The organism is Mycobacterium bulgaricum (assembly GCF_041287165.2).
Taxonomy (GTDB): Bacteria; Actinomycetota; Actinomycetes; order Mycobacteriales; family Mycobacteriaceae; genus Mycobacterium; species Mycobacterium bulgaricum.
The window spans coordinates 258,673-276,824 of sequence record NZ_JBGGKV020000001.1 but is presented as its reverse complement, the minus strand read 5'-3'; the positions used below and the strand labels follow the sequence as shown (position 1 = coordinate 276,824).

Annotated in this window: 16 protein-coding genes; 5 read left to right on the top strand and 11 right to left on the bottom strand. The window is 68.6% G+C overall.

Annotation, left to right across the window (positions count from 1 at the left end):
- Positions 1-56: 56 nt before the first annotated feature.
- The 3 genes from ACAG24_RS01375 to ACAG24_RS01365 all read left to right on the top strand — a co-directional run bounded on the left by ACAG24_RS01375 (position 57) and on the right by ACAG24_RS01365 (position 2,452).
- Positions 57-527, top strand: coding sequence for an Rv1352/Rv1906c domain-containing protein (locus ACAG24_RS01375; protein ID WP_370470909.1), 471 nt, complete (start codon positions 57-59; stop codon positions 525-527).
- The gene (lipE, locus tag ACAG24_RS01370) at positions 524-1,708 is read left to right on the top strand and encodes a lipase LipE (protein WP_370471746.1); all 1,185 of its coding nucleotides are present in this window, start codon (positions 524-526) and stop codon (positions 1,706-1,708) included. Before ACAG24_RS01375 ends, lipE begins: the two co-directional genes overlap by 4 nt.
- 90 nt (positions 1,709-1,798) lie before the next feature.
- The gene (locus ACAG24_RS01365) at positions 1,799-2,452 is read left to right on the top strand and encodes an isochorismatase family protein (RefSeq protein ID WP_370470908.1); all 654 of its coding nucleotides are present in this window, start codon (positions 1,799-1,801) and stop codon (positions 2,450-2,452) included.
- 49 nt (positions 2,453-2,501) lie between these two features.
- On the opposite strand, the gene ACAG24_RS01360 is transcribed toward ACAG24_RS01365, so the two are convergent.
- The 3 genes from ACAG24_RS01360 to ACAG24_RS01350 are packed head-to-tail and all read right to left on the bottom strand — an operon-like array spanning position 2,502 to position 5,282.
- Entirely contained in the window at positions 2,502-3,617 is a 1,116-nt protein-coding gene (locus ACAG24_RS01360) for an FAD-dependent oxidoreductase (protein WP_370470907.1), read from the bottom strand.
- Entirely contained in the window at positions 3,614-4,486 is an 873-nt protein-coding gene (locus tag ACAG24_RS01355; protein WP_370470906.1) for a DUF1295 domain-containing protein, read from the bottom strand. The genes ACAG24_RS01360 and ACAG24_RS01355 overlap by 4 nt, the downstream gene beginning before the upstream one ends.
- The gene (locus ACAG24_RS01350; protein WP_370470905.1) at positions 4,479-5,282 is read right to left on the bottom strand and encodes a glutaminyl-peptide cyclotransferase; all 804 of its coding nucleotides are present in this window, start codon (positions 5,280-5,282) and stop codon (positions 4,479-4,481) included. The genes ACAG24_RS01355 and ACAG24_RS01350 overlap by 8 nt, the downstream gene beginning before the upstream one ends.
- A 30-nt stretch (positions 5,283-5,312) precedes the next feature.
- Here ACAG24_RS01350 and ACAG24_RS01345 point away from each other — a divergent pair, with 30 nt between their 5' ends.
- Positions 5,313-6,473 (top strand): zinc-binding dehydrogenase, encoded by a 1,161-nt coding sequence (locus ACAG24_RS01345; protein WP_370470904.1) that lies wholly within the window; start codon positions 5,313-5,315, stop codon positions 6,471-6,473.
- Here ACAG24_RS01345 and ACAG24_RS01340 read toward each other — a convergent pair.
- Genes ACAG24_RS01340 through ACAG24_RS01310 form a run of 7 tightly spaced genes read right to left on the bottom strand, consistent with a single transcriptional unit; the run spans position 6,470 to position 12,487 of the window.
- Positions 6,470-6,904: a cupin domain-containing protein gene (locus ACAG24_RS01340; protein ID WP_370470903.1), complete on the bottom strand. Its 435-nt coding sequence runs from the start codon at positions 6,902-6,904 to the stop codon at positions 6,470-6,472. The genes ACAG24_RS01345 and ACAG24_RS01340 overlap by 4 nt on opposite strands.
- A gap of 14 nt (positions 6,905-6,918) precedes the next feature.
- The gene (locus ACAG24_RS01335) at positions 6,919-8,115 is read right to left on the bottom strand and encodes an FAD binding domain-containing protein (protein WP_370470902.1); all 1,197 of its coding nucleotides are present in this window, start codon (positions 8,113-8,115) and stop codon (positions 6,919-6,921) included.
- 3 nt (positions 8,116-8,118) lie between these two features.
- Positions 8,119-9,096, bottom strand: a complete 978-nt coding sequence (locus ACAG24_RS01330) for an amidohydrolase family protein (RefSeq protein WP_370470901.1) — start codon at positions 9,094-9,096, stop codon at positions 8,119-8,121.
- Positions 9,093-9,839 (bottom strand): ABC transporter ATP-binding protein, encoded by a 747-nt coding sequence (locus tag ACAG24_RS01325; RefSeq protein ID WP_370470900.1) that lies wholly within the window; start codon positions 9,837-9,839, stop codon positions 9,093-9,095. The genes ACAG24_RS01330 and ACAG24_RS01325 overlap by 4 nt, the downstream gene beginning before the upstream one ends.
- A gap of 13 nt (positions 9,840-9,852) precedes the next feature.
- A complete protein-coding gene (locus ACAG24_RS01320; RefSeq protein WP_370470899.1) occupies positions 9,853-10,629 on the bottom strand; it encodes an ABC transporter permease in 777 nt (258 codons plus the stop codon).
- The gene (locus tag ACAG24_RS01315) at positions 10,626-11,453 is read right to left on the bottom strand and encodes an ABC transporter permease (protein ID WP_370470898.1); all 828 of its coding nucleotides are present in this window, start codon (positions 11,451-11,453) and stop codon (positions 10,626-10,628) included. The genes ACAG24_RS01320 and ACAG24_RS01315 overlap by 4 nt, the downstream gene beginning before the upstream one ends.
- Positions 11,450-12,487: an ABC transporter substrate-binding protein gene (locus ACAG24_RS01310; protein ID WP_370470897.1), complete on the bottom strand. Its 1,038-nt coding sequence runs from the start codon at positions 12,485-12,487 to the stop codon at positions 11,450-11,452. The genes ACAG24_RS01315 and ACAG24_RS01310 overlap by 4 nt, the downstream gene beginning before the upstream one ends.
- A gap of 132 nt (positions 12,488-12,619) precedes the next feature.
- On the opposite strand from ACAG24_RS01310, the gene ACAG24_RS01305 reads away from it, so the two are divergent.
- Positions 12,620-14,269, top strand: coding sequence for a helix-turn-helix domain-containing protein (locus ACAG24_RS01305; RefSeq protein WP_370470896.1), 1,650 nt, complete (start codon positions 12,620-12,622; stop codon positions 14,267-14,269).
- On the opposite strand, the gene hrpA is transcribed toward ACAG24_RS01305, so the two are convergent.
- Positions 14,238-18,152, bottom strand: a complete 3,915-nt coding sequence (gene hrpA / locus ACAG24_RS01300; RefSeq protein ID WP_370470895.1) for an ATP-dependent RNA helicase HrpA — start codon at positions 18,150-18,152, stop codon at positions 14,238-14,240. The two genes, ACAG24_RS01305 and hrpA, sit on opposite strands and share 32 nt — an antisense overlap.

Sequence of the window (18,152 nt, the reverse complement as noted above, 5' to 3'; positions counted from 1 at the left end):
AATCCCGCCGCCGCATTTTTATGCACCCTGCGGGCAAGCATTTAGACTCGCTTCCTATGAGGCTCCCGAAATCTGCTGCGGTCGGCGCGGCGATGGTCGCGGGCTGGTGTGCGCTCGTTCCGATCGCTTCGGCTCAACCTGCCCCCGCACCGACGCCCGCACCCGCCCCTCCGGCCCCCGCGCCCGCGGCGCCCGCCGAGGGACTCAAGACCACGATCGATGCCGACGGCACGTACACGATCGGCACCGACATCGCCCCCGGCGTCTACCAGTCGGCCGGGCCGGTCGAGGGCGGCGCCTGCTACTGGAAGCGCAGCGCAGGCGACCAACTGGTCGACAACCGACTCACCAAGAAGCCCTCGTTCGTGCAGATCATGCCGACCGACACGTCGTTCACGACCAGTGACTGCCAGGCCTGGCAGCTCACCAACGCGCCGATGCCGCCCGAGCCGGGCCCCGGTTCACTGCTGGGCGACCTGACGCAGGCGATCGGTAGCGGCATGTTCAACGGAGGGCCGCGACCCTGACGGTTCCCGAGGCCGTCGCAACCGAGGACCATTCGGGCGTCGACCCGGCCTCCATCGAGCGGATCTGGCAGGCCGCCCGGCATTGGCACGCGGCGGGGATGCAGCCCGCCATTCAGGTCTGCCTGCGCCGCGACGGCAAGGTGATCCTGGACCGCGCGATCGGCCACGCCTGGGATGACGATCCGCAACGGCGGGTCCCGGTGTCCACCGAGACACCTTTCTGCGTGTACTCCGCGGCCAAGGCCATCACCACGACCGTGGCGCACATGCTGGTCGAACGCGGCGCCTTCTCGCTTGACGACCGGGTGTGCGACTACCTGCCGACCTACACCAGCCACGGCAAGGACCGCACGACGATCCGGCACGTGATCACCCACAGCGCGGGGATCCCGTTCGCCACCGGCCCGAGGCCGGACCTCAAGCGGATGGACGACAGCGAGTACACCCGCGAGATGCTGGGTCGGATGAAGCCGGTGTACCCCCCTGGCCTGGTGCACATCTATCACGGCGTCACGTGGGGCCCGCTGATGCGCGAGATCATCAACGCCGCGACGGGACGCAACATCCGCGACATCCTCGCCGACGAGATCCTGACCCCTCTCGGTTTCCGCTGGACCAATTACGGTGTTGCGGCACAGGATGTTCCGCTCGTCGCCCCCAGCCACGTCACGGGTAAGCCGCTGCCCGCCCCGATCGCCAAGGCATTCAAGACCGCGGTCGGCGGCACGCCCCAGCAGATCATCCCGTTCTCCAACACCCCGCACTTCCTGACCGGCGTCATCCCGTCGTCCAACACGGTGTCCAACGCCAACGAGTTGTCGCGGTTCGCCGAGATCCTCTGTCGCGGCGGGGAACTCGACGGCGTACGGGTGCTGTCGGCGGAGACGCTGAAGGCCGCGACCAAGGAGGCGCGCAGATTGCGGCCCGACCTCGCGACGGGGCTCGCCCCGATGCGATGGGGAACCGGATACATGTTGGGCTCCAAAAGGTTCGGGCCCTTCGGCCGCGATGCCGCCGGCGCATTCGGCCACACCGGGCTCACCGACATCGCGGTGTGGGCGGACCCGGAGCGTGCCCTGTCGGTCGCGGTGGTGAGCAGCGGAAAGCCCGGTAGCCACCGCGAGGCCAAGCGCTATCCCCAGCTGCTCGACCGCATCAACGCCGAGATCCCCCGGATCTGAGCGGGGCTCGGCTCTTCTTCCGGCCAGCAGGTAGTGCCATTGGTGGCAGGCAGTGACGACACGGGCGCTCTGACGCGCGACCATCGAAGCATGACCTGGAATCGCGACGACACCGCCGTCGTCTTCATCGACCCGCAGAACGACGTACTCAGTCCGACCGGAATCAACTGGGCCGCAACCGGAGACAGCGTCACCGAGAATCGAACCGTCGAGCACATGCTGGACATCTTCGAAGCGGCCAAAGCGGCGTCGTTCGGAATGTTCATCTCGCCGCACTACTTCTATCCCACCGATCACGGCTGGCTGTTCAACGGCGCCCTCGAGGCCGACGAACTACGTACCGGAACCTTCGCCCGCCGCGGCCCGCTGGATCTCGACGGACTGCACGGGTCGGGCGCGGACTGGCTCGCGGAGTTCAAGCCGTACATCAACGATCCGACCACGATCGTGGTCAGTCCGCACAAAGTCTTCGGTCCACAGACCAACGACCTTGTCCTTCAGCTGCGTAAGCGAGGGATCGGCAAGGTCCTCCTCGGTGGGATGCTGGCGAACATGTGCGTGGAATCGCACCTTCGCGACCTGCTCGAGCAGGGCTTCGAGGTGTACGTCGTCCGCGACGCCATCGCCGGCCCGCGCCACCCGCAGTGGGGCGACGGCTATCAGGCCGCGCTCGTCAACTACGCGTACCTGGCTCATGGAGTCGTCGACACCGCTGATGTCGTCACTGCCATGGGCAACTTGTGACTGGCCGACGTCGACGTGCGGAGACGGCGGGCTGCCGTCATTAGTTATTTCAGCGCTCGGGTCGCACACCCCGGTAGATGCCCCAGCGCACGATCCACGGCATCAGCACCCGTTCGAACGTCCACACGGGGAACCGGAACGCGCCACCGTTGGGTGTGAACACTTCGAGTCCGTCCGGCTGGATCCCTAATACCGATCCCCAGCGTCGCGTCGGAGCCCGGTATTTCTTCAGCGGCTTGCCGTCGAATGCGGCGCGCACGTTGCGGGCGACGAGCCCGTCGGCGCGGTTGCGCGCGGAGCTGCGCAGCGGATCCGTCGCCGCCACGTCTCCGACCGCGAAGATCTCCGGATGACCGGGCACCCGCAGCTCGGGGGTGACCCTGACGAAGCCGCCGTCGTCGAGCATGTCGGCGGGTAGCCAGTCGGTGTTCGGGCGCACCCGGCCGATGGCCCACAGCACAGCATCCGCCGTCGCGGGATCCTGCCCCGTGCTCCACCGCACCGGGTCGGCGGTCAGTGTGTCACCGGTGAATCCCGGCTCCAGTTCCGCGCGGTGGTTGGGGCGCAGGACCACTCCGGCGTCGGCGAGTCTGCGGCTGATCTTCTCCCAGGTCCGGGGGTGATGGCCGACCAGCGCCCGGTCGCCGGGGAAGTACAGCTCGACCCGCTTGTCCGGCCACACAGCGGCGATCTGTGCGGCGCTGCTCACCGCTGCGGCTCCGCCGCCGACCACGATGACCGACCTTGCGGCGGAAAGCTTTTCGTGCGGGTCGCGCAGGCCGTCGCCGACCTGCGCCGCGGTCTGGAACGTCGGCTGCCGCCAGAACCCGTTGGTGACGCCGGTCGCGATGACGAGCGTGTCGTAGGGGACGTCGGCCTGCGTCCCGTCGGGGTGTGCGACGGCCACCGTGCGGGCGTCGGTGTCGAGGCCGGTGATCGTGCCGTGCACCGTGCGGACCCTGTCGAGTCCGCGGAAGCGCCCGAACGGGATCCAGTTGTGCCGCGCCCAGTCATCGGGTCTGGCAAGGCGCCACCCGAGTTCCTGCCCGCTGACCAGCCCCGGCTTCGCCGAGATCCCGACGACGTCGGCGTGCTTGGCCAGTTTGATCGCGGTCAGCACCCCGACGTCGCCCATGCCCGCGATGACGACGCGCCTGCCCGTCACGCGCTGACCTTCGACGGCGGGCGGGGCACGAACCGCGACACCCTGTCGATGACCGCCTGATAGCCGGGCCTGCGTTCCAGGCTGCGGGCCTCCATCATCGGGATGCTCGCGCCGAGGAACATCGCCAGCATCGCTGCCGCGCCGACGAACAGCCACAGCGCGGTCGGTGCCGCGGCGATGCCAAACAGCGCCAGCGCGAACCAGAATCCGAACTCGCCGAAGTAGTTCGGGTGCCGCGACCAGCTCCACAGGCCGCGGTCCATCACCTCGCCGGGCTTCTTGCTCGCCACGAACCTGTGCATCTGCGCGTCGGCGGCGAATTCCATTGCGACGGCGGCCATTCCGACCACGAAACCGACCACCGCCAGCCACGGCAGCCGGACGTCGGGCGTGGTGACCGCGACGTAGACCGGCAGCATGCCCAGGAAGACCTGCATGGTGGGGATCAGGTGGATAGCGGCCAGATCGGCGACGAACTCGAACCTGCCTGCGCGTTCCCGGAACATCGGATAGCGCCAATCCTCATGGTGCAGACCGGGAAACGCGTACACCCAGTTGCCCGTCAGGCGCACCGCCCAGGCGACCACGAGGACGACGAGCAGCCAGGTGCTCAGCGTCGTGACGCCGCTTTCGTACCACCAGTAGAACAGCAGCAGCGGCGGGATCACGCTCCAATAGGCGTCATAGAAGCTGGAGTTGCGATACGCGCGGCTGAACCCGAACACGACCAGCGTCGCCACCACGTCGGCGATGAGGGTGTCGAGCCACAGCTTTCCGGTGGACGGTCCCCACACCAGCCAGCCCGCCGCCGCGGCCACCGCGAGGACATAGGCCACCGTGACGATGGCAAGCGATTTCGTCTTACCCACCGAGACGCACCCGGAACGTCGTGGGCCAGTACTTGCCGGTCACCAGGAACTCGTCGCCCTGCACGTGGGCGATGCCGTTGAGGACCTGGGCGGTCGGCGGGATGCCGCGGTCACGAAGCGGGGCGGCGTTGACGAGAAGGGTGACCGCGCCGCTGGACGGGTCGATCCGCGCGATGTTGTTGGTCGGCCACACGTTGGCCCACACCTGCCCGTCGACGCACTCGAGCTCGTTGAGCCCCTTGAGTTGCGCGCCGTCATCGCTGACGTCGACACCGCCGATCTCGGAGAAGCTCACGGGATCGTGAAATGTGAGACGGCTTGTCCCGTCGCTGCGGATGAGGCGCCGGCCGTCGTAGCAGAGGCCCCAGCCTTCGCCGGACAGCGGCACCTCGCGCACCGGCGCCATCGTGGTCTTGTCCCATTCGACGGCCACGCCGTCCTGGTAGGTCAACTGCCAGATCGTGTCCCCGACCACGGTGATGCCCTCGCCGAAGTAGTCACCAGGCATGTCGACTGCCCGGGCGACCGTGCCTGCGCCGGGGTCGAGTTGCCGCATCTGCGACTCGCCGGCCAGCCCGGTGCCCTCGTAGAGGACGGAACCGTCGATCTCGAACCCCTGGGTGAAGGCGGCCGGGTCGTGCGGGATCTCCTCGAGGACCATCGGCTCGATGACGGGGGCAGGCCCGGCCTGCGCGACCGGCGGGGAGGCCGAGCAGCCCGCCACCACCGCCAGTGCCAGCGCCCCGCACATCCGCGGCATGGCCCTTCGAAATGCCCTTCGAGAAGAGGGAGTCATATCGTCGTTCTACCGTGCAACGATGGCTGAATGAAAGCGGTCAGTTGTGTGCACAGCACTTTCGAGGTCGTCGACCTGCCCTCGCCGAGGCCCGACGAGGGGCAGTTGGTGCTCGACGTACTGCGCTGCGGGATCTGCGGATCGGATCTGCACGCCAAGGATCATGCCGACGAGCTGACCGAGGTGATGGCCGAGGGCGGCTATCACGACTTCGTGCGCAGTGACACCCCGGTGGTGATGGGGCACGAGTTCTGCGGGGTGGTCGCCGAACGCGGCCGCAAAGTCGGCAAAGAGTTCACGCCGGGGACGACGGTGGTGTCGTTCCCGCTGGTGCGCGCCCAGGGCGGCGTGCATCTGACCGGTCTGTCGCCCAAGGCACCGGGCGGCTACGCCGAGCAGGTGCTCGCCGAGGCGGCGTTGACGTTCGCGGTGCCCAACGGCCTCGATCCGGCCACGGCCGCGCTGACCGAACCGATGGCCGTCGCCTACCACGCGATCCGCCGCAGCGAGATCAGCACCAAGGACGTCGCGATCGTGCTCGGCTGCGGGCCGGTCGGGCTCGCCGTCATCTGCCACCTGAAGGCGCTGGGAGTCCGCACCATCGTGGCGAGCGACTTCTCCCCGGGCCGGCGGGCGCTGGCGACCCGGTGCGGCGCCGATATCGTCGTCGACCCCGCCGTCGGCGATCCGTACGAGGCGGTGCCCGCCAAACAGCGCGGCATGACCGAACTGCCCGCGCTGTACGAGCTCGGGGTCGGCTCGATGGAGAAGCTGCGCAAGATCCCCGGCTGGTCACATGTGTACCGCGTGGCCGACCGTCTCGGCGGCACCGCACCGAAGCGGCCGGTGGTATTCGAGTGCGTCGGGGTCCCGGGCATGATCGACGGGATCATCGGAGCGGCCCCGCTGGCATCCCGCGTGATCGTCGTCGGCGTGTGCATGGGCGACGACAAGCTGCGGCCCGCAATGGCGATCGGCAAGGAGATCGACCTGCGCTTCGTGTTCGGTTACACCCCGCTGGAGTTCCGCGACACACTGCACATGCTCGCCGACGGCAAGCTCGACGCGTCGGCGCTGGTCACCGGAACGGTCGGACTCGACGGGGTCGCCGCAGCGTTCGAGGCGCTCGGTGACCCCGAAACGCATGCGAAGATCCTCATCGACCCGGCCAGTGCGGCGGTCACGCCCTAGATCTGCAGCGGGGCGTTGGCCGAGTCGAGATGCTCGACGGTCGTGAACACCAGCTCGCCGTCGCCGACGTTCTCGATGTCGTGCAGCAGGTACTCGCCGGCCGCAAAGGTGAAATGCCGTGTCTCGCCTGCGCTGTAGGACACGTCGCGGGTGGTGCCGTCCGACGTGTGCTGCCTGCTGGTGCCGGCGTTGACCGCCGTCCAGAAGTAGTCGAGGACGTGCCGGTGGGCGTGCCAACGCTGCCCGGGCGCGAGCCGGATCTCCCAGACCCGCACGCGCGCATCCTGGCTGAGCAGCCGCGAGCCGACGTGGCCGTCGTGGGAGTGGGACTCGAACTCGGCCTTGAGCTCGTCGGTCCAGCCGTCGAAACCGGTGGCGACCAGCGCGCCGGCCAGTGGAGCATCGGTCAGGAATTCGGAAGTGCTTGTCATCATGTGCCTTTCGGTTATCGGCCCGGGCCGTAGAGGCCGAACCTGTTGTCGGGGTGGCCGGGAATCCACGTGCCGGTGACCTGCGAACGCGTTCCCATCTCCTTGACGCGGCGCAGGAGTCGCTGCGCGAGCTCCAACTGCCCGGGCTCCCATTTGGCAAGTGCCTCGGCGACATCGGAGCTCTCCGAGAGGGCGTCGTGAAGCGCCCAGGCGTTCGCCGCGGCCTTCGCGGTGCCCGCCGCGGCGTGCGGGCGTGCGGCGCTGGCCGCATCGCCGACGAGCGCGACGCGGCCCATGGCCATCTGGTGCGCACCGACGTCGTACACCGCCTGCAGGTAGGGCTGCTCGGTCCGGTGCACCACCTCCGCGGCGGCCGGGGCCAGCGTCTGCTCGGCGGCAGACCGCATCTCGTCGACGAATCGGTCCTGCACCTGACCGGGATGCAGTGACACTCCGGCGATGAAGCCGCGCTTGTCGGTCATCAGCTCGTCGAGCGCATGGCCCTCGGCCACGTTGCGGTACCACACGTAATTCAAGAGACGGCTGCCCGGTTCCAGCCCGCCGTCCTGGGACGGGATCGGATACACATTGATGTGCGTGTGCGGGCCGAAGCTGTAGCTGATCGAATCTCGCAGCAGTTCGAAGGTTTCGGTCGTGACGTCGCGCTCCGGAACCGTTCCGCGCCAACCGACATAACCGGAGTACTCCAGTCGTGACCCGGGCGCTATGCGTCGCCTGCTGGGCGAGGTGATGCCGTCGGCGAACACCACGAGATCGGCCCGTTCGCGGCGCCCGGTGGTGAAGCGCACCTCCACGCCGTCGGCATCCTGGTCGAAGCCGGCGGCGTACTCGCCGAGGTGGTAGTGCTCGGTCCCGAAGTCGGTCAGCAGCGCGCGGTAGAACGTGCCCCACGAGGTGTAGCTCCACGGCGCCTCCTCGCGGTGCACCACGGCGTTGCCTGGTCCCAGGTACTGCACGTAATGCGTTGAGGTGCTGACGGTCTCGGGGTGCTGGCTGCTGCATTCGACGAACCATCGCAGGGTGTCGGGTTGCAGGACGATGCCGCCTCCGCGACCGTCGAGGTCGGTGGGCGTCCGCTCGAAGACCTCGGTGTCGAAACCGAGCCTGCGCAGGAGCAGCGCCGTGGTCAGCCCGCCGATCGAACCTCCGATGACCAGTGCCCGGTGGCCACTCCAGTCGGTGTTGCTCATGTCCTACTCCTGTGTGTCGAGCCCGAGGAACGCCCGGGCGTTGGTCTCCAGGGCGGCGTCGTCGATGCCCGCCGCGTGGGGTAGTTGCAGAGGGTCATGGGTGCCCATGTCGAACGGATAGTCGCTTCCGGCCATCAGATGCGTCGGATCAGCCTTGGCCGCAAGCAGTTCGAGAGCATCGACATCGTGGGTGAGCGTGTCGAACCACAGGTCGGCGAATGCCTCCTGCGGCGCACGCGATCCTGCGGCGCGGACGTCGGAGCGGTGGGTCCAGCCGTGCTGCCACCGGCCGACCAGAGCCGGCGCGCAGCCTCCGCCGTGCACCAGACAGACACGCAGTCCGTCCAGCTCGTCGAGCACCCCGCCGAGGGTGAGGGCCGCGGCGGCAGTGGCCGATTCGACGGGATTGCCGATCAGGTTGGCCAGGTAGTGCGACGCCCATTCTGGCCGCGGTAGCTGCATCGGATGGACGAGCACGGCCACGTCGTGTTCGGCGGCAGCACCGAGGATTTCGCGCATCGGCGACACGTCGAACGACGTGCTTCCCAGCAGCGGCGGGACGGCGATGCCCCGCAGCACGTCCGACGATGCCAGGTGCGCGATCTGCTTGCGTGCCGATTCGGGGCGGTGCAGGGACACCAGGCCGAGCCCGAGGAGCCGCCCCGCGCTGTCCCGGCACGCCTTCTCCAGGTCGTCGTTGAACGTGCCCACGAAGTCGTCGACGCCCCTGTCGTCGACGACCGGAAATGCGAACGGCGGGGCGGACAGCACTCGCGATCCGAGGCCCGCGGTGTCGGTGTCGGCGAGCACCCGGTCGATGTCGCTCATCGCCTCGGTCGCGATGGACAGCGGTAGGTCCCCGAGATGCAGCTGACCGCTTCTGTCCTGCAGCGGGGGTAGCGGCGAACCGGGCGCCAGGCCGAAGAAGTGCTGCGGCAACCAGTGTGCGTGGACGTCGATGGGGCCCGGACGCGTGGTCACGCGGCGCTCCCCCGCGCCTCGAGTGCTTCGAACCGGGCCAGGATCTGCGCCTGCAGGACCGCGACCGCCGGATCGGAGGCCCGGCGCGGCCGGGGCAGGTCGACGTCGATGATCTCGTGGATCCTTCCTCCCGGCTCCAGGACGACGATGCGGTCGGACAGCTGGACGGCCTCGGTGACGTCGTGGGTGACGAACATGACGGTGCGCCGCGATTCCAGCCAGATGCGTTCGAGGTGCTCGCGCAGCGTGCGCGACGTCATCGCGTCGAGGTGGCTGAACGGCTCGTCCATCAGCAACACGTCGGGCTCGACGGCGAAAGCCCTCGCGATGCCGATGCGCTGCTGTTGGCCGCCTGACAGTTGCGCCGGGTACCGGTCGGCACAGTGGCTGAGCCCGACGAGATCGAGGTAGTGGCGGGCCCGCTCCTCCCAGCCGGCGCGCTCGTGCTGGACGAAGCCGAGATTGGCGGTGACCGTGCGCCACGGGAGGAGGCGCGGGTCCTGGAACACGTAGCCCACGCGTGCATCGCGCGACCCCGCCCGGAGCCGGACACTACCCGATGTGTGGGTCTCGATGCCGGAAACGATGTTGAGCAGCGTGGTCTTGCCGCTGCCGGACGGTCCGACCACGGAGACGAACGTCTCACCCGAGATGGTCAGGTCCACACCGTCGATGACGCGGGTGACCGCGCCCCGGCGATCGGTGAATTCCTTGACCAGGTTCTGGATCTCGATAAAAGCCATGACTTTTCGCTTTCTATGCAGAGCGCCAGCGGGTGGCGAAGCGCTCGATGGGACCGAGGATCAGCAGGTCGGCGACGACCAGCAGGAGGATGAAGACCAGCACCCACGCCAGGAACCCGTCGAGCTGGTTGGCGTCGTACCAGTAGCGGGCCCGCCAGCCGACGCCCGACGTGGCGCCGAACCACTCGGCCAGCAGGAGGCCGTTCCAGGCGCTCATGATCGCGAATCGGACTGCGGCGACGGTGGATCCGGCCACGGCGGGCGCCACGATATCGCGCAGCACCCTGCCCTGTGGCACGCCGAAGGATCGGGCCATCAGCACCAGGTCGGCAGGGACCGCCCTCGTCGCCTTGGCGATGTTCACCACCACGAACGGCAGACCGGAGAGGAACACCGTCACCACCGGGGTGAGCCAGCCGAAGCCGAACCACATCGTGGTCAGCAGCGCCCAGATCACCGCGGGAATGGCCAGCGCCGCGGCCGTCAGGTCGGAGAACGCGAGGTCCGCCACTCGGGACAACCCCATCAGCACGCCCAAGGCGGCCCCGACGACCAGGGCCGCGGCAAGCCCGAGCACGAAGCGGTTCATGCTGATCGCCAGGTTGTGCCACAACTCCCCGGCCGCGGCCTCGGATCCGAGGCGCTGCACGGTGACCGTCACCGACGGCACCCGGTTGCCGACCACGACGGCGACCTGCCACGCGGCCAGGATGCTCAGAAGCGACGCGACGACGGCGGTCGCCGCGGTGGTCTGGCCGCGCAGTCGGCGCTGCAACGTCTGCGTGCTCATGCGATTTCCTTCCGCCACGCGAAGAATCGGTTCTCCAGATGCGCGAGGCCCCGCTCGATCAGGACCATCGCGACGATGAAAAGTGCCGTCCAGGCGAGCATGTCGGCGACCTGGAACTCCTGGTAGGCCTTGCGGATCATGAACCCGACCCCGGAGCTGGCGCCGAACACCTCGGTGAGCGCCTCCACCTTCCACGCCATCGCGAAGCCGTATCGCACACCGGCGAAGACGAACGTGGCGAGGGCGGGCAGGTAGAGGTGACGCAGCACGTCCACGCGACTGCGTTCGAACGCCTGGCACATCGCCAGCAGCTTCCCGTCCACCGAACGCACGCCTTCGGCGACGTTCATCGCGATGAACGGCAGCGCGACGAGGGCGGAGACCACGATGGGTCCGCCCGCGCCGACGCCGAAGATCAGCAGTCCGAACACCGCGTACGTGAGCCCGGGCATGTTGCCGAGCACGAACAGCGGGAGCGAGAAGTATGCGGTCATGAAACGCGAACGGCCCATGGCGAACCCGACGACCAGGCCGCCGACCATCGCGATGGCGAAGCCGGCCGCGATCTTGCCGATGCTCGCGGCGAAGTTCGTGAACGCCTCGCCGGAGGCCACGATCGCGACGAGCTGCTCGGCGACATCGTCGGGCTTGGGCAGGATCGGGTCGTCGATCCAGGCCGCGGTCGCGGCCCAGGCGCCGAGCGCGAGCAGCAGGGCCATCCCGGACACGAGCCACCGGCGGTGCCGCAGCGGGGTGCGCGGTGGCCGCCGCGCGGGTTGCGCGGGTTCGGGCCGCAGGTCGGGCGGGGCGACAGTCTGGGTCACGGCTGGACTCCTTTGGTCGGCAGGAACTGTGGGTCGGTGATCTCCTCGCCGATGACGCCGGTGGCGCGCATCAGGTCGAAGATCGAGCTTTCGTCGTCGGCCCACTGCGGGTCGAAGCGCACCTCGTCGGTCACCCAGTCATGTTCGGCGACATACGCTTTCATGAACTCGATGTCCTCGGGCGTCGCGACGGCGAAGTGCTGGGGGTAGCGCTCGATCATCTCGTCGCGGTGCGCCTGCCACTCGGCGAGTCCGCGGTCCCACAGGTCGAGGAATGCCGACACCTCGCCCGGGTGGCCGTCCACCCAGTCCTTGCGGGCGACGAAGACGTTGCCCATCGGTCCGTCGTGGCCGGGTGCGACGAGCTCGGCGAACAGGTCGGCCGAGGACTTGCCGTCGTAGAGGGGACGCACCGAGCCGTCGCGCAACTCGCGTGCCGACAGGTCCGGATAGCAGATGCAGGCGTCGATCTCGCCGCGCGCCAACAGGTTCGACAGGTTCTGGATGTCGGCGACCACGATGTCGAAGTCACCGTCGACCAGTTTCAGATCGTGCATCCGCGCCACCAGCGCGCTCCAGACCAGGGTGCCGGACACGGTGGTGAACACGCCGAGCCGTCTTCCCCGTAAGTCGGCGAGCGATTGCGCGGGATCCCCGGCGCGCACCAGGATGCGGCTGCGCTCGGCGTTGTACTTGCCGATGATCACGGTCTCGCGCTGGGTCTGCTCTTCCAGTCCCGGCACTTCGAAGGACGCCGACGAGATGATGTCGGCGTGTCCGCCGGCGAACAGTCCGAACTCATCCCAGGTCGCGCTGGTCTCGATGGTGTAGCCGGTGTCGCGCTGCCATTCGTCGACGATCCCGGTCTCGTTCATGTAGTCCCAGATCGGATCCGGCGCGAAGGTGAAACGGATGACGCCGTCCCGGGCCGACCGCGACGACGCGGGCCCGCCGAGCCCGGCCGAGCATCCGGTCAGGAACGCAAGCAACGCCGCGACGGTCAGAGCCACGCACGTGCGAAGAAACCCACTCACGGGCGACCTCCCTGTTCTTTGACGATCCTGTTCTTTGACGATCCCGTTCTGTGACGGTGATCACGAGGTCCACGATGCGCGGTCAGAGCAAGCGGCAGCAATGTCTGCGCGGACACACTTATGCTCGCTTCTATGTCTGACGGCACACTTCTGGAGTTGTGGCTCGACGCTCTCGCCGAGATCGGCGAAGCCGTCGGCGGCGACGAGCCCGTTCTCGACCTTCTGGACCGGGTGGCCAGGACGGCCTGCACGCTGCTCGGGTACGACTTCTGTGCGGTGTTCCTCCCCGACAGCGGTGGGCGGGCGCTGACCATCCAGGGTTCCTACGGGTTGTCGGCCGACTACATCGCGCAGGTCAACGCGAATCGACCGATCCTGCTCGACGTGCGCGGCGACCAGGAGGCGCCGACCAGCCTCGCGTTCCGCAGCGGCGACGTCGTCACGCTGGAGGACATCCAGTCGGTGCCTGACTTCACCTGGGGCGGTGTCGCGCGGGAGCAGGGTTACCGCGCGCTCATCTCGGCACCGCTGCGACGGGCGGGGACCGTCGTCGGGGCGCTCAACGGTTACCGCACCGCGCCCCACCGCTTCGACCGCGCGGAGATCACGCTCGTGACGACGCTCGCGACGCAGGTCGCCATCGCACTCGGCACCGCGCAACTGCGTGCGCAGGAGCAGGCGACGATTCGCGAGCTGCGTCGCGCCGAGGAGGTGCACACCCTCCTGATGGCTACCGCGCTGCGCGGCGAAGGCGTGGCAGGGGTCGCCGAGTCGCTGTCTGCTCTGCTTGGCCGTGGGGTCCTGATCGAGGACGTCTACGACGAGGCGCTCGCCGAGGCAGGCTGGGCCGGACCGGATACGCGGGATCATCTTGTCGCCGACGTGACACTCGACGGGACCGACGTCGCCCGCATCCACGTCGCCACCAGGGATTCCGACGATCCGGGGCTGTCCGGCCTGGACGTGCGTGCCGTGGAACACGCCACCGTGGTGACGGCCCTCGAACTGCTGCGCGCCAGGACGGCTGCCGAGGTCGAACAGCGGATCCGCGGCTCGCTGGTCTCCGATCTGCTCGCCTCCGACGGCGCCGACACGAACGCATTCCTCGACAGGGCCCGTCGTCTGGGCTGGGATCTGGCCGGTGGCCACTGCCTCATCGCGGTGCGTCCGGCCACCGAACGCATGCTCGGTGCGGCCGACCGGTTCCTCACCGGGGTGGCTCCCCGCCCGCTCGCCGCACTGCACCGCGGCGATCTGGTGCTTGTCTGGCCCGCACAGGCCGGATCACCCGTCGACCTGGCCGGACGGTTGATCGAAACAATTACTGCGACAGGTGTTGTCGAGCATGCAGTGGCGGCGGTCTCGCCGGTTGTCGCGGCAGCCGAACTGCCCGCGTCGTTTCCTACCGTCCGGGGGGCACTCGATCTCGCCGGTGATCGACCCGAATCCGCGGTCATCGACCTCAACGAGATCACCGTCGCCCACCTGCTGTTGCAACTCGACGACCCGCGACAGCTGCGTGCGTTCGCCGCGGCCGTCCTGGGGCGCGCGGCGGACTACGACCGTGCCCGCTCTACCGAGTTGTTGCACACCGCAGGTGTTCTCGTCGATCACAACATGGACAGGCGTGCAGCAGCGGTCGCCCTGCACCTACACCCGAACACCGTCGCGCAACGGGTTCGCCGTCTCGAGGAGCTCACGGAACTGGACCTGACCCGACCGGCGGATCTGCTCCAGCTGACCGCCGCGCTCACCGTGTCGAAGATTGCGGCGCTGTACTAGCGGCGTCGATCGCGCGGTAGATCCTCTGCTCACTGACCGGCCGGGCGGTACCGAGCTGCTGGGCCCACAGGCTGACCCGCAGTTCTTCGATCATCCATGCGATGTCGGCCACGTCGGGCGCCGCGGCGCGCGCAGGCGACAGTGCGGCGCGCAGTTCGTCGTACGCGTCCTGCACCGCGCCAACCCGCTCCCTGCGCTCGCGATCGGCGCCGAGAGCGTGGGGCAGCCGCTCGAGCCGACGGCTGATCGCCGTCAGGTACCGCGCGAGGTCACCGAGATGCGCGGCACCGGTCGCCGCGACGAAACCCGGCGCGACCAGCCTCGCCAGCTGCGCACGGATGTCGGCGATCGCGTCGGCCTGTGCCGCGGACGGTTTCTGGGGCAGCGCAAGCTCGACCTCGTGCAGTGCGGCCAGCACCTTCTCGACGCGGCGGACCAGGTCGGTGGTCGTCTGCGCCAGGTTCGAGGCCAGCCGCTTCCGCGCGGTCCCGAAGTCGGCTTTCGTCCACACCGGCGAAGGGACCAGCACCTGCGCGGCGGCGGCGGCGCAGTCCTCGATCAGCGCGGCCAGCGATCCGTCGGGGTTGTTGCCGAGGATCAGCCGTGTCCTCGTATCGAGGCTGCGCTCAACGTTTTTGGTCACCGACGGGGCGGAGAGCAGCAGCAGCCGCCTGCAGCCGCGAGCCATGACGGCGTCCTGTTCGGCCTTCGTCGCGAACACCTTGAGGTCGACGCCCGCCTGCCCCGGCACCAATGCCGGGTAGCCGCGCACTGTGTGCCCGGACGCGCCCTTCCGTTCCACCACACGGGGCAGCTCGTCAATGTCGTCGGGCCAGTCGCGCAATCCCTGACGTTCCATGCCGCCCGCGACGGTCTCCGCCACAGCCTGGCGGGTCGGCGCCGCCAGCTTGCGCTGCAGTTCGTCCAAGTTCTTGCCGCGCGACACCACCGATCCGTCGGCCCCTTCGACGGCGAACGTCACCCGCAGATGCGGCGGTAGCTTCTCCAGGTCGAACGCATCGATCGGGACGAGAATGCCTGTGCGACGCCGCAGTTCGCGCTGGACGGCATCCAGCAGCGGTCCGCTGTCCGGGGTGATGGCATCGAGGAGCACCTTCGCCGTGTCGGGCGCGGGAACGAAGTTGCGGCGCAGGTCTTTCGGCAGCGACCGGATCAGCGCGGTGAGCAATTCCTCGCGCAGCGCCGGTACCTGCCAGGCGAAGTCGTCACCGCCGAGCCGGGCGAGGACGTCGACAGGGACGTGGACGGTGACGCCGTCGTCGGCGGCGCTCGGGTCGAACCGGTAGCTCAGCGGCAGCGACAGATCCCCGGTCTGCCAACGGTCGGGCTGGTCTGCCCCGGCCTCGTTGCGCAACAGGTCATCTCGTGTGAACGTCAGCAGGTCCGGGGTCTTGTGCCGCTGTTTCTTCCACCACCCGTCGAAATGCCGCGCCGACACCACGTCGGCCGGGACGCGCGCGTCGTAGAACGCGAAGATCTCCTCGTCGCCGACGAGAAGGTCGCGACGTCTGGCCCGGTCTTCGAGCCCTGCGAGTTCCTCACGCAGCCTGGCGTTGTCGCGGAAGAAATGGTGTCGCGTCTGCCAGTCCCCCTCCACGAGGGCGTGCCGGATGAACAGGTCGCGAGACACCTCGGGGTCCACCTCGGCGTAGCCGACCCGTCGCCGCGCCACCAGGGGCAGCCCGTAGAGCGTCACGCGCTCGAAGGCCATCACCGCACCGCGGTTGGCGTCCCAGTGCGGCTCGCTGTAGGTCCGCTGCACCAGATGGCCGGCGACGCGTTCGACGACCGCGGGTTCGATGCGCGCAGCGGTCCTTCCGAAGAGCCGGCTCGTCTCGACCAGGTCGGCGACCACCACCCACCGGGGCGGCCGGCGGGTCAGCACCGATCCGGGCGCCAGCACGAACTTGGCGTTGCGGGCGCCCTCGTAGGTGCGTCCGTCGGTTTCGCGCATCCCGACGTGGGAGAGCAGCCCCGCGGTGAGCGCGGCGTGTATCGAGGCCGTGTCGACGGGCTCGTCCAGCTCTCGTGTTTCTTCCCTGATACCGAGGTCGCGACAGATCCCGCGGAGCTGGCCGACGAGGTCCTGCCACTCGCGGATCCTCAGATAGTGCAGGAACTCGTCCCGGCACATCCGCCGAAACGAACTGCCGGAACGCTCTTTTCGCTGCTCTCCGAGATAGCGCCACAGGTTCAGGAACGAGATGAAGTCCGAATGCTCGTCGGCGAACCGGGCATGCTTCTGACGGGCAGCATCCTCGCGGTCGGTGGGCCGCTCCCGCGGATCGGGAATCGACAGCGCGGCGGCCAGCACCAGGACCTCACGGACACACCCCTCGGACTGGGCCTGCAGGATCATGCGTCCGAGGCGGGGATCGACGGGGATCTGGGCGAGCCGCCGTCCGACATCGGTGAGTTCGCCGGCGCGGTCGAAGGCCCCCAGTTCCTGCAGCAGCGCCACACCGTCGCGGATGCTGCGGGCATCCGGCGGATCGAGGAAGCCGAATTCCTCGATGTCTCCGAAGCCGAGTGCGGCCATCTGCAGGATCACCGCGGCCAGATTGGTCCGCAGGATCTCCGGATCGGTGTAACGGGGCCGGGATTCGAAATCGTCCTCCGAGTACAGCCGGATGCACACGCCGGGTGCCGTGCGGCCCGACCTACCGGCGCGCTGGGCCGCCGACGCCTGGGAGATGGGCTCGATGGGCAGCCGCTGCACTTTCGTCCTGCGGCTGTACCGCGAGATGCGGGCGGTCCCGGGGTCGACGACGTACCTGATGCCCGGCACCGTCAACGAGGTCTCGGCGACGTTGGTGGCCAACACGATCCGTCGTGCGGATCGGCCGGGCTGGAACACCTTCTGCTGCTCGGCGGTCGGCAGGCGGGCGTAGAGCGGCAGCACCTCGGTGTTCACATCGAGAACGCCGCGCAGAGCTTCTGCGGTGTCGCGGATCTCGCGCTCTCCGGACAGGAAGACCAGGACGTCGCCGCGCGGCTCGGACTCCAGTTCGGCCACCGCGTCGATGATTGCCTCGGTCGGGTCTCGCAGCTCCGTGCGGACCACCTCGTGGTCGGGATCGTCCGGATCCTCGGCACCGTCCACCGGCACGGTGACTTCCAGTGGACGGTAACGGATCTCGACGGGGTAGGTACGCCCGGACACCTCGACAATCGGGGCGTCCCCGAAGAACCGCGCGAAACGCTCCGGCTCGATCGTCGCGGACGTCACGATCACCTTCAGATCGGGCCTGCGGGGCAGCAGGTTCCGCAGATATCCCAGCAGGAAATCGATGTTGAGGCTGCGCTCGTGGGCCTCGTCGATGATGAGCGTGTCGTAGCGCAGCAGCCTGCGGTCCCGTTGCACCTCGGCGAGCAGGATGCCGTCGGTCATCAGCTTGACGAGCGTGCGGTCGCTGGCCTGATCGGTGAAGCGCACGGTGTAGCCGACCGCGTCACCGAGCGGGGTCCCGAGTTCGTCGGCGATGCGGGACGCCACGGTGCGTGCCGCGAGCCTCCGGGGCTGGGTGTGGCCGATGGTGCCGCGGACGCCCCTGCCGAGTTCCAGGCAGATCTTCGGAAGCTGGGTGGTCTTGCCCGACCCGGTCTCGCCGGCCACGATCACCACCTGGTTCGCGGCGATGGCCGCCGCGATCTCGTCACGCCGCTCACTGACCGGGAGGTCGGGGTAGCTGATCTGCGGGACGGCGGCGAGCCTGGTGGCCACCAGCGCCTCGGCCGCCGCGAATTTCTCTTCGAGGCGCTCCAGCTGCTGTGGGGTGGGGTTGCGAAGCTGACGCAGACGACGTCCCAGCTGCGCGGCGTCCTTGATCGTCAGACCGTCGAGACGAGCGCGCAGGGACAC

Excerpts from the sequence above, each read along its gene's own strand:
- ACAG24_RS01350 (WP_370470905.1), bottom strand. The coding sequence starts at position 5,282 with ATGACTCCCTCTTCTCGAAGGGCATTTCGAAGGGCCATGCCGCGGATG.
- ACAG24_RS01375 (WP_370470909.1), top strand. The coding sequence starts at position 57 with ATGAGGCTCCCGAAATCTGCTGCGGTCGGCGCGGCGATGGTCGCGGGC.
- ACAG24_RS01325 (WP_370470900.1), bottom strand. The coding sequence starts at position 9,839 with ATGGCTTTTATCGAGATCCAGAACCTGGTCAAGGAATTCACCGATCGC.
- ACAG24_RS01305 (WP_370470896.1), top strand. The coding sequence starts at position 12,620 with ATGTCTGACGGCACACTTCTGGAGTTGTGGCTCGACGCTCTCGCCGAG.
- ACAG24_RS01335 (WP_370470902.1), bottom strand. The coding sequence starts at position 8,115 with ATGAGCAACACCGACTGGAGTGGCCACCGGGCACTGGTCATCGGAGGT.
- ACAG24_RS01340 (WP_370470903.1), bottom strand. The coding sequence starts at position 6,904 with ATGACAAGCACTTCCGAATTCCTGACCGATGCTCCACTGGCCGGCGCG.
- ACAG24_RS01345 (WP_370470904.1), top strand. The coding sequence starts at position 5,313 with ATGAAAGCGGTCAGTTGTGTGCACAGCACTTTCGAGGTCGTCGACCTG.
- ACAG24_RS01320 (WP_370470899.1), bottom strand. The coding sequence starts at position 10,629 with ATGAGCACGCAGACGTTGCAGCGCCGACTGCGCGGCCAGACCACCGCG.
- ACAG24_RS01365 (WP_370470908.1), top strand. The coding sequence starts at position 1,799 with ATGACCTGGAATCGCGACGACACCGCCGTCGTCTTCATCGACCCGCAG.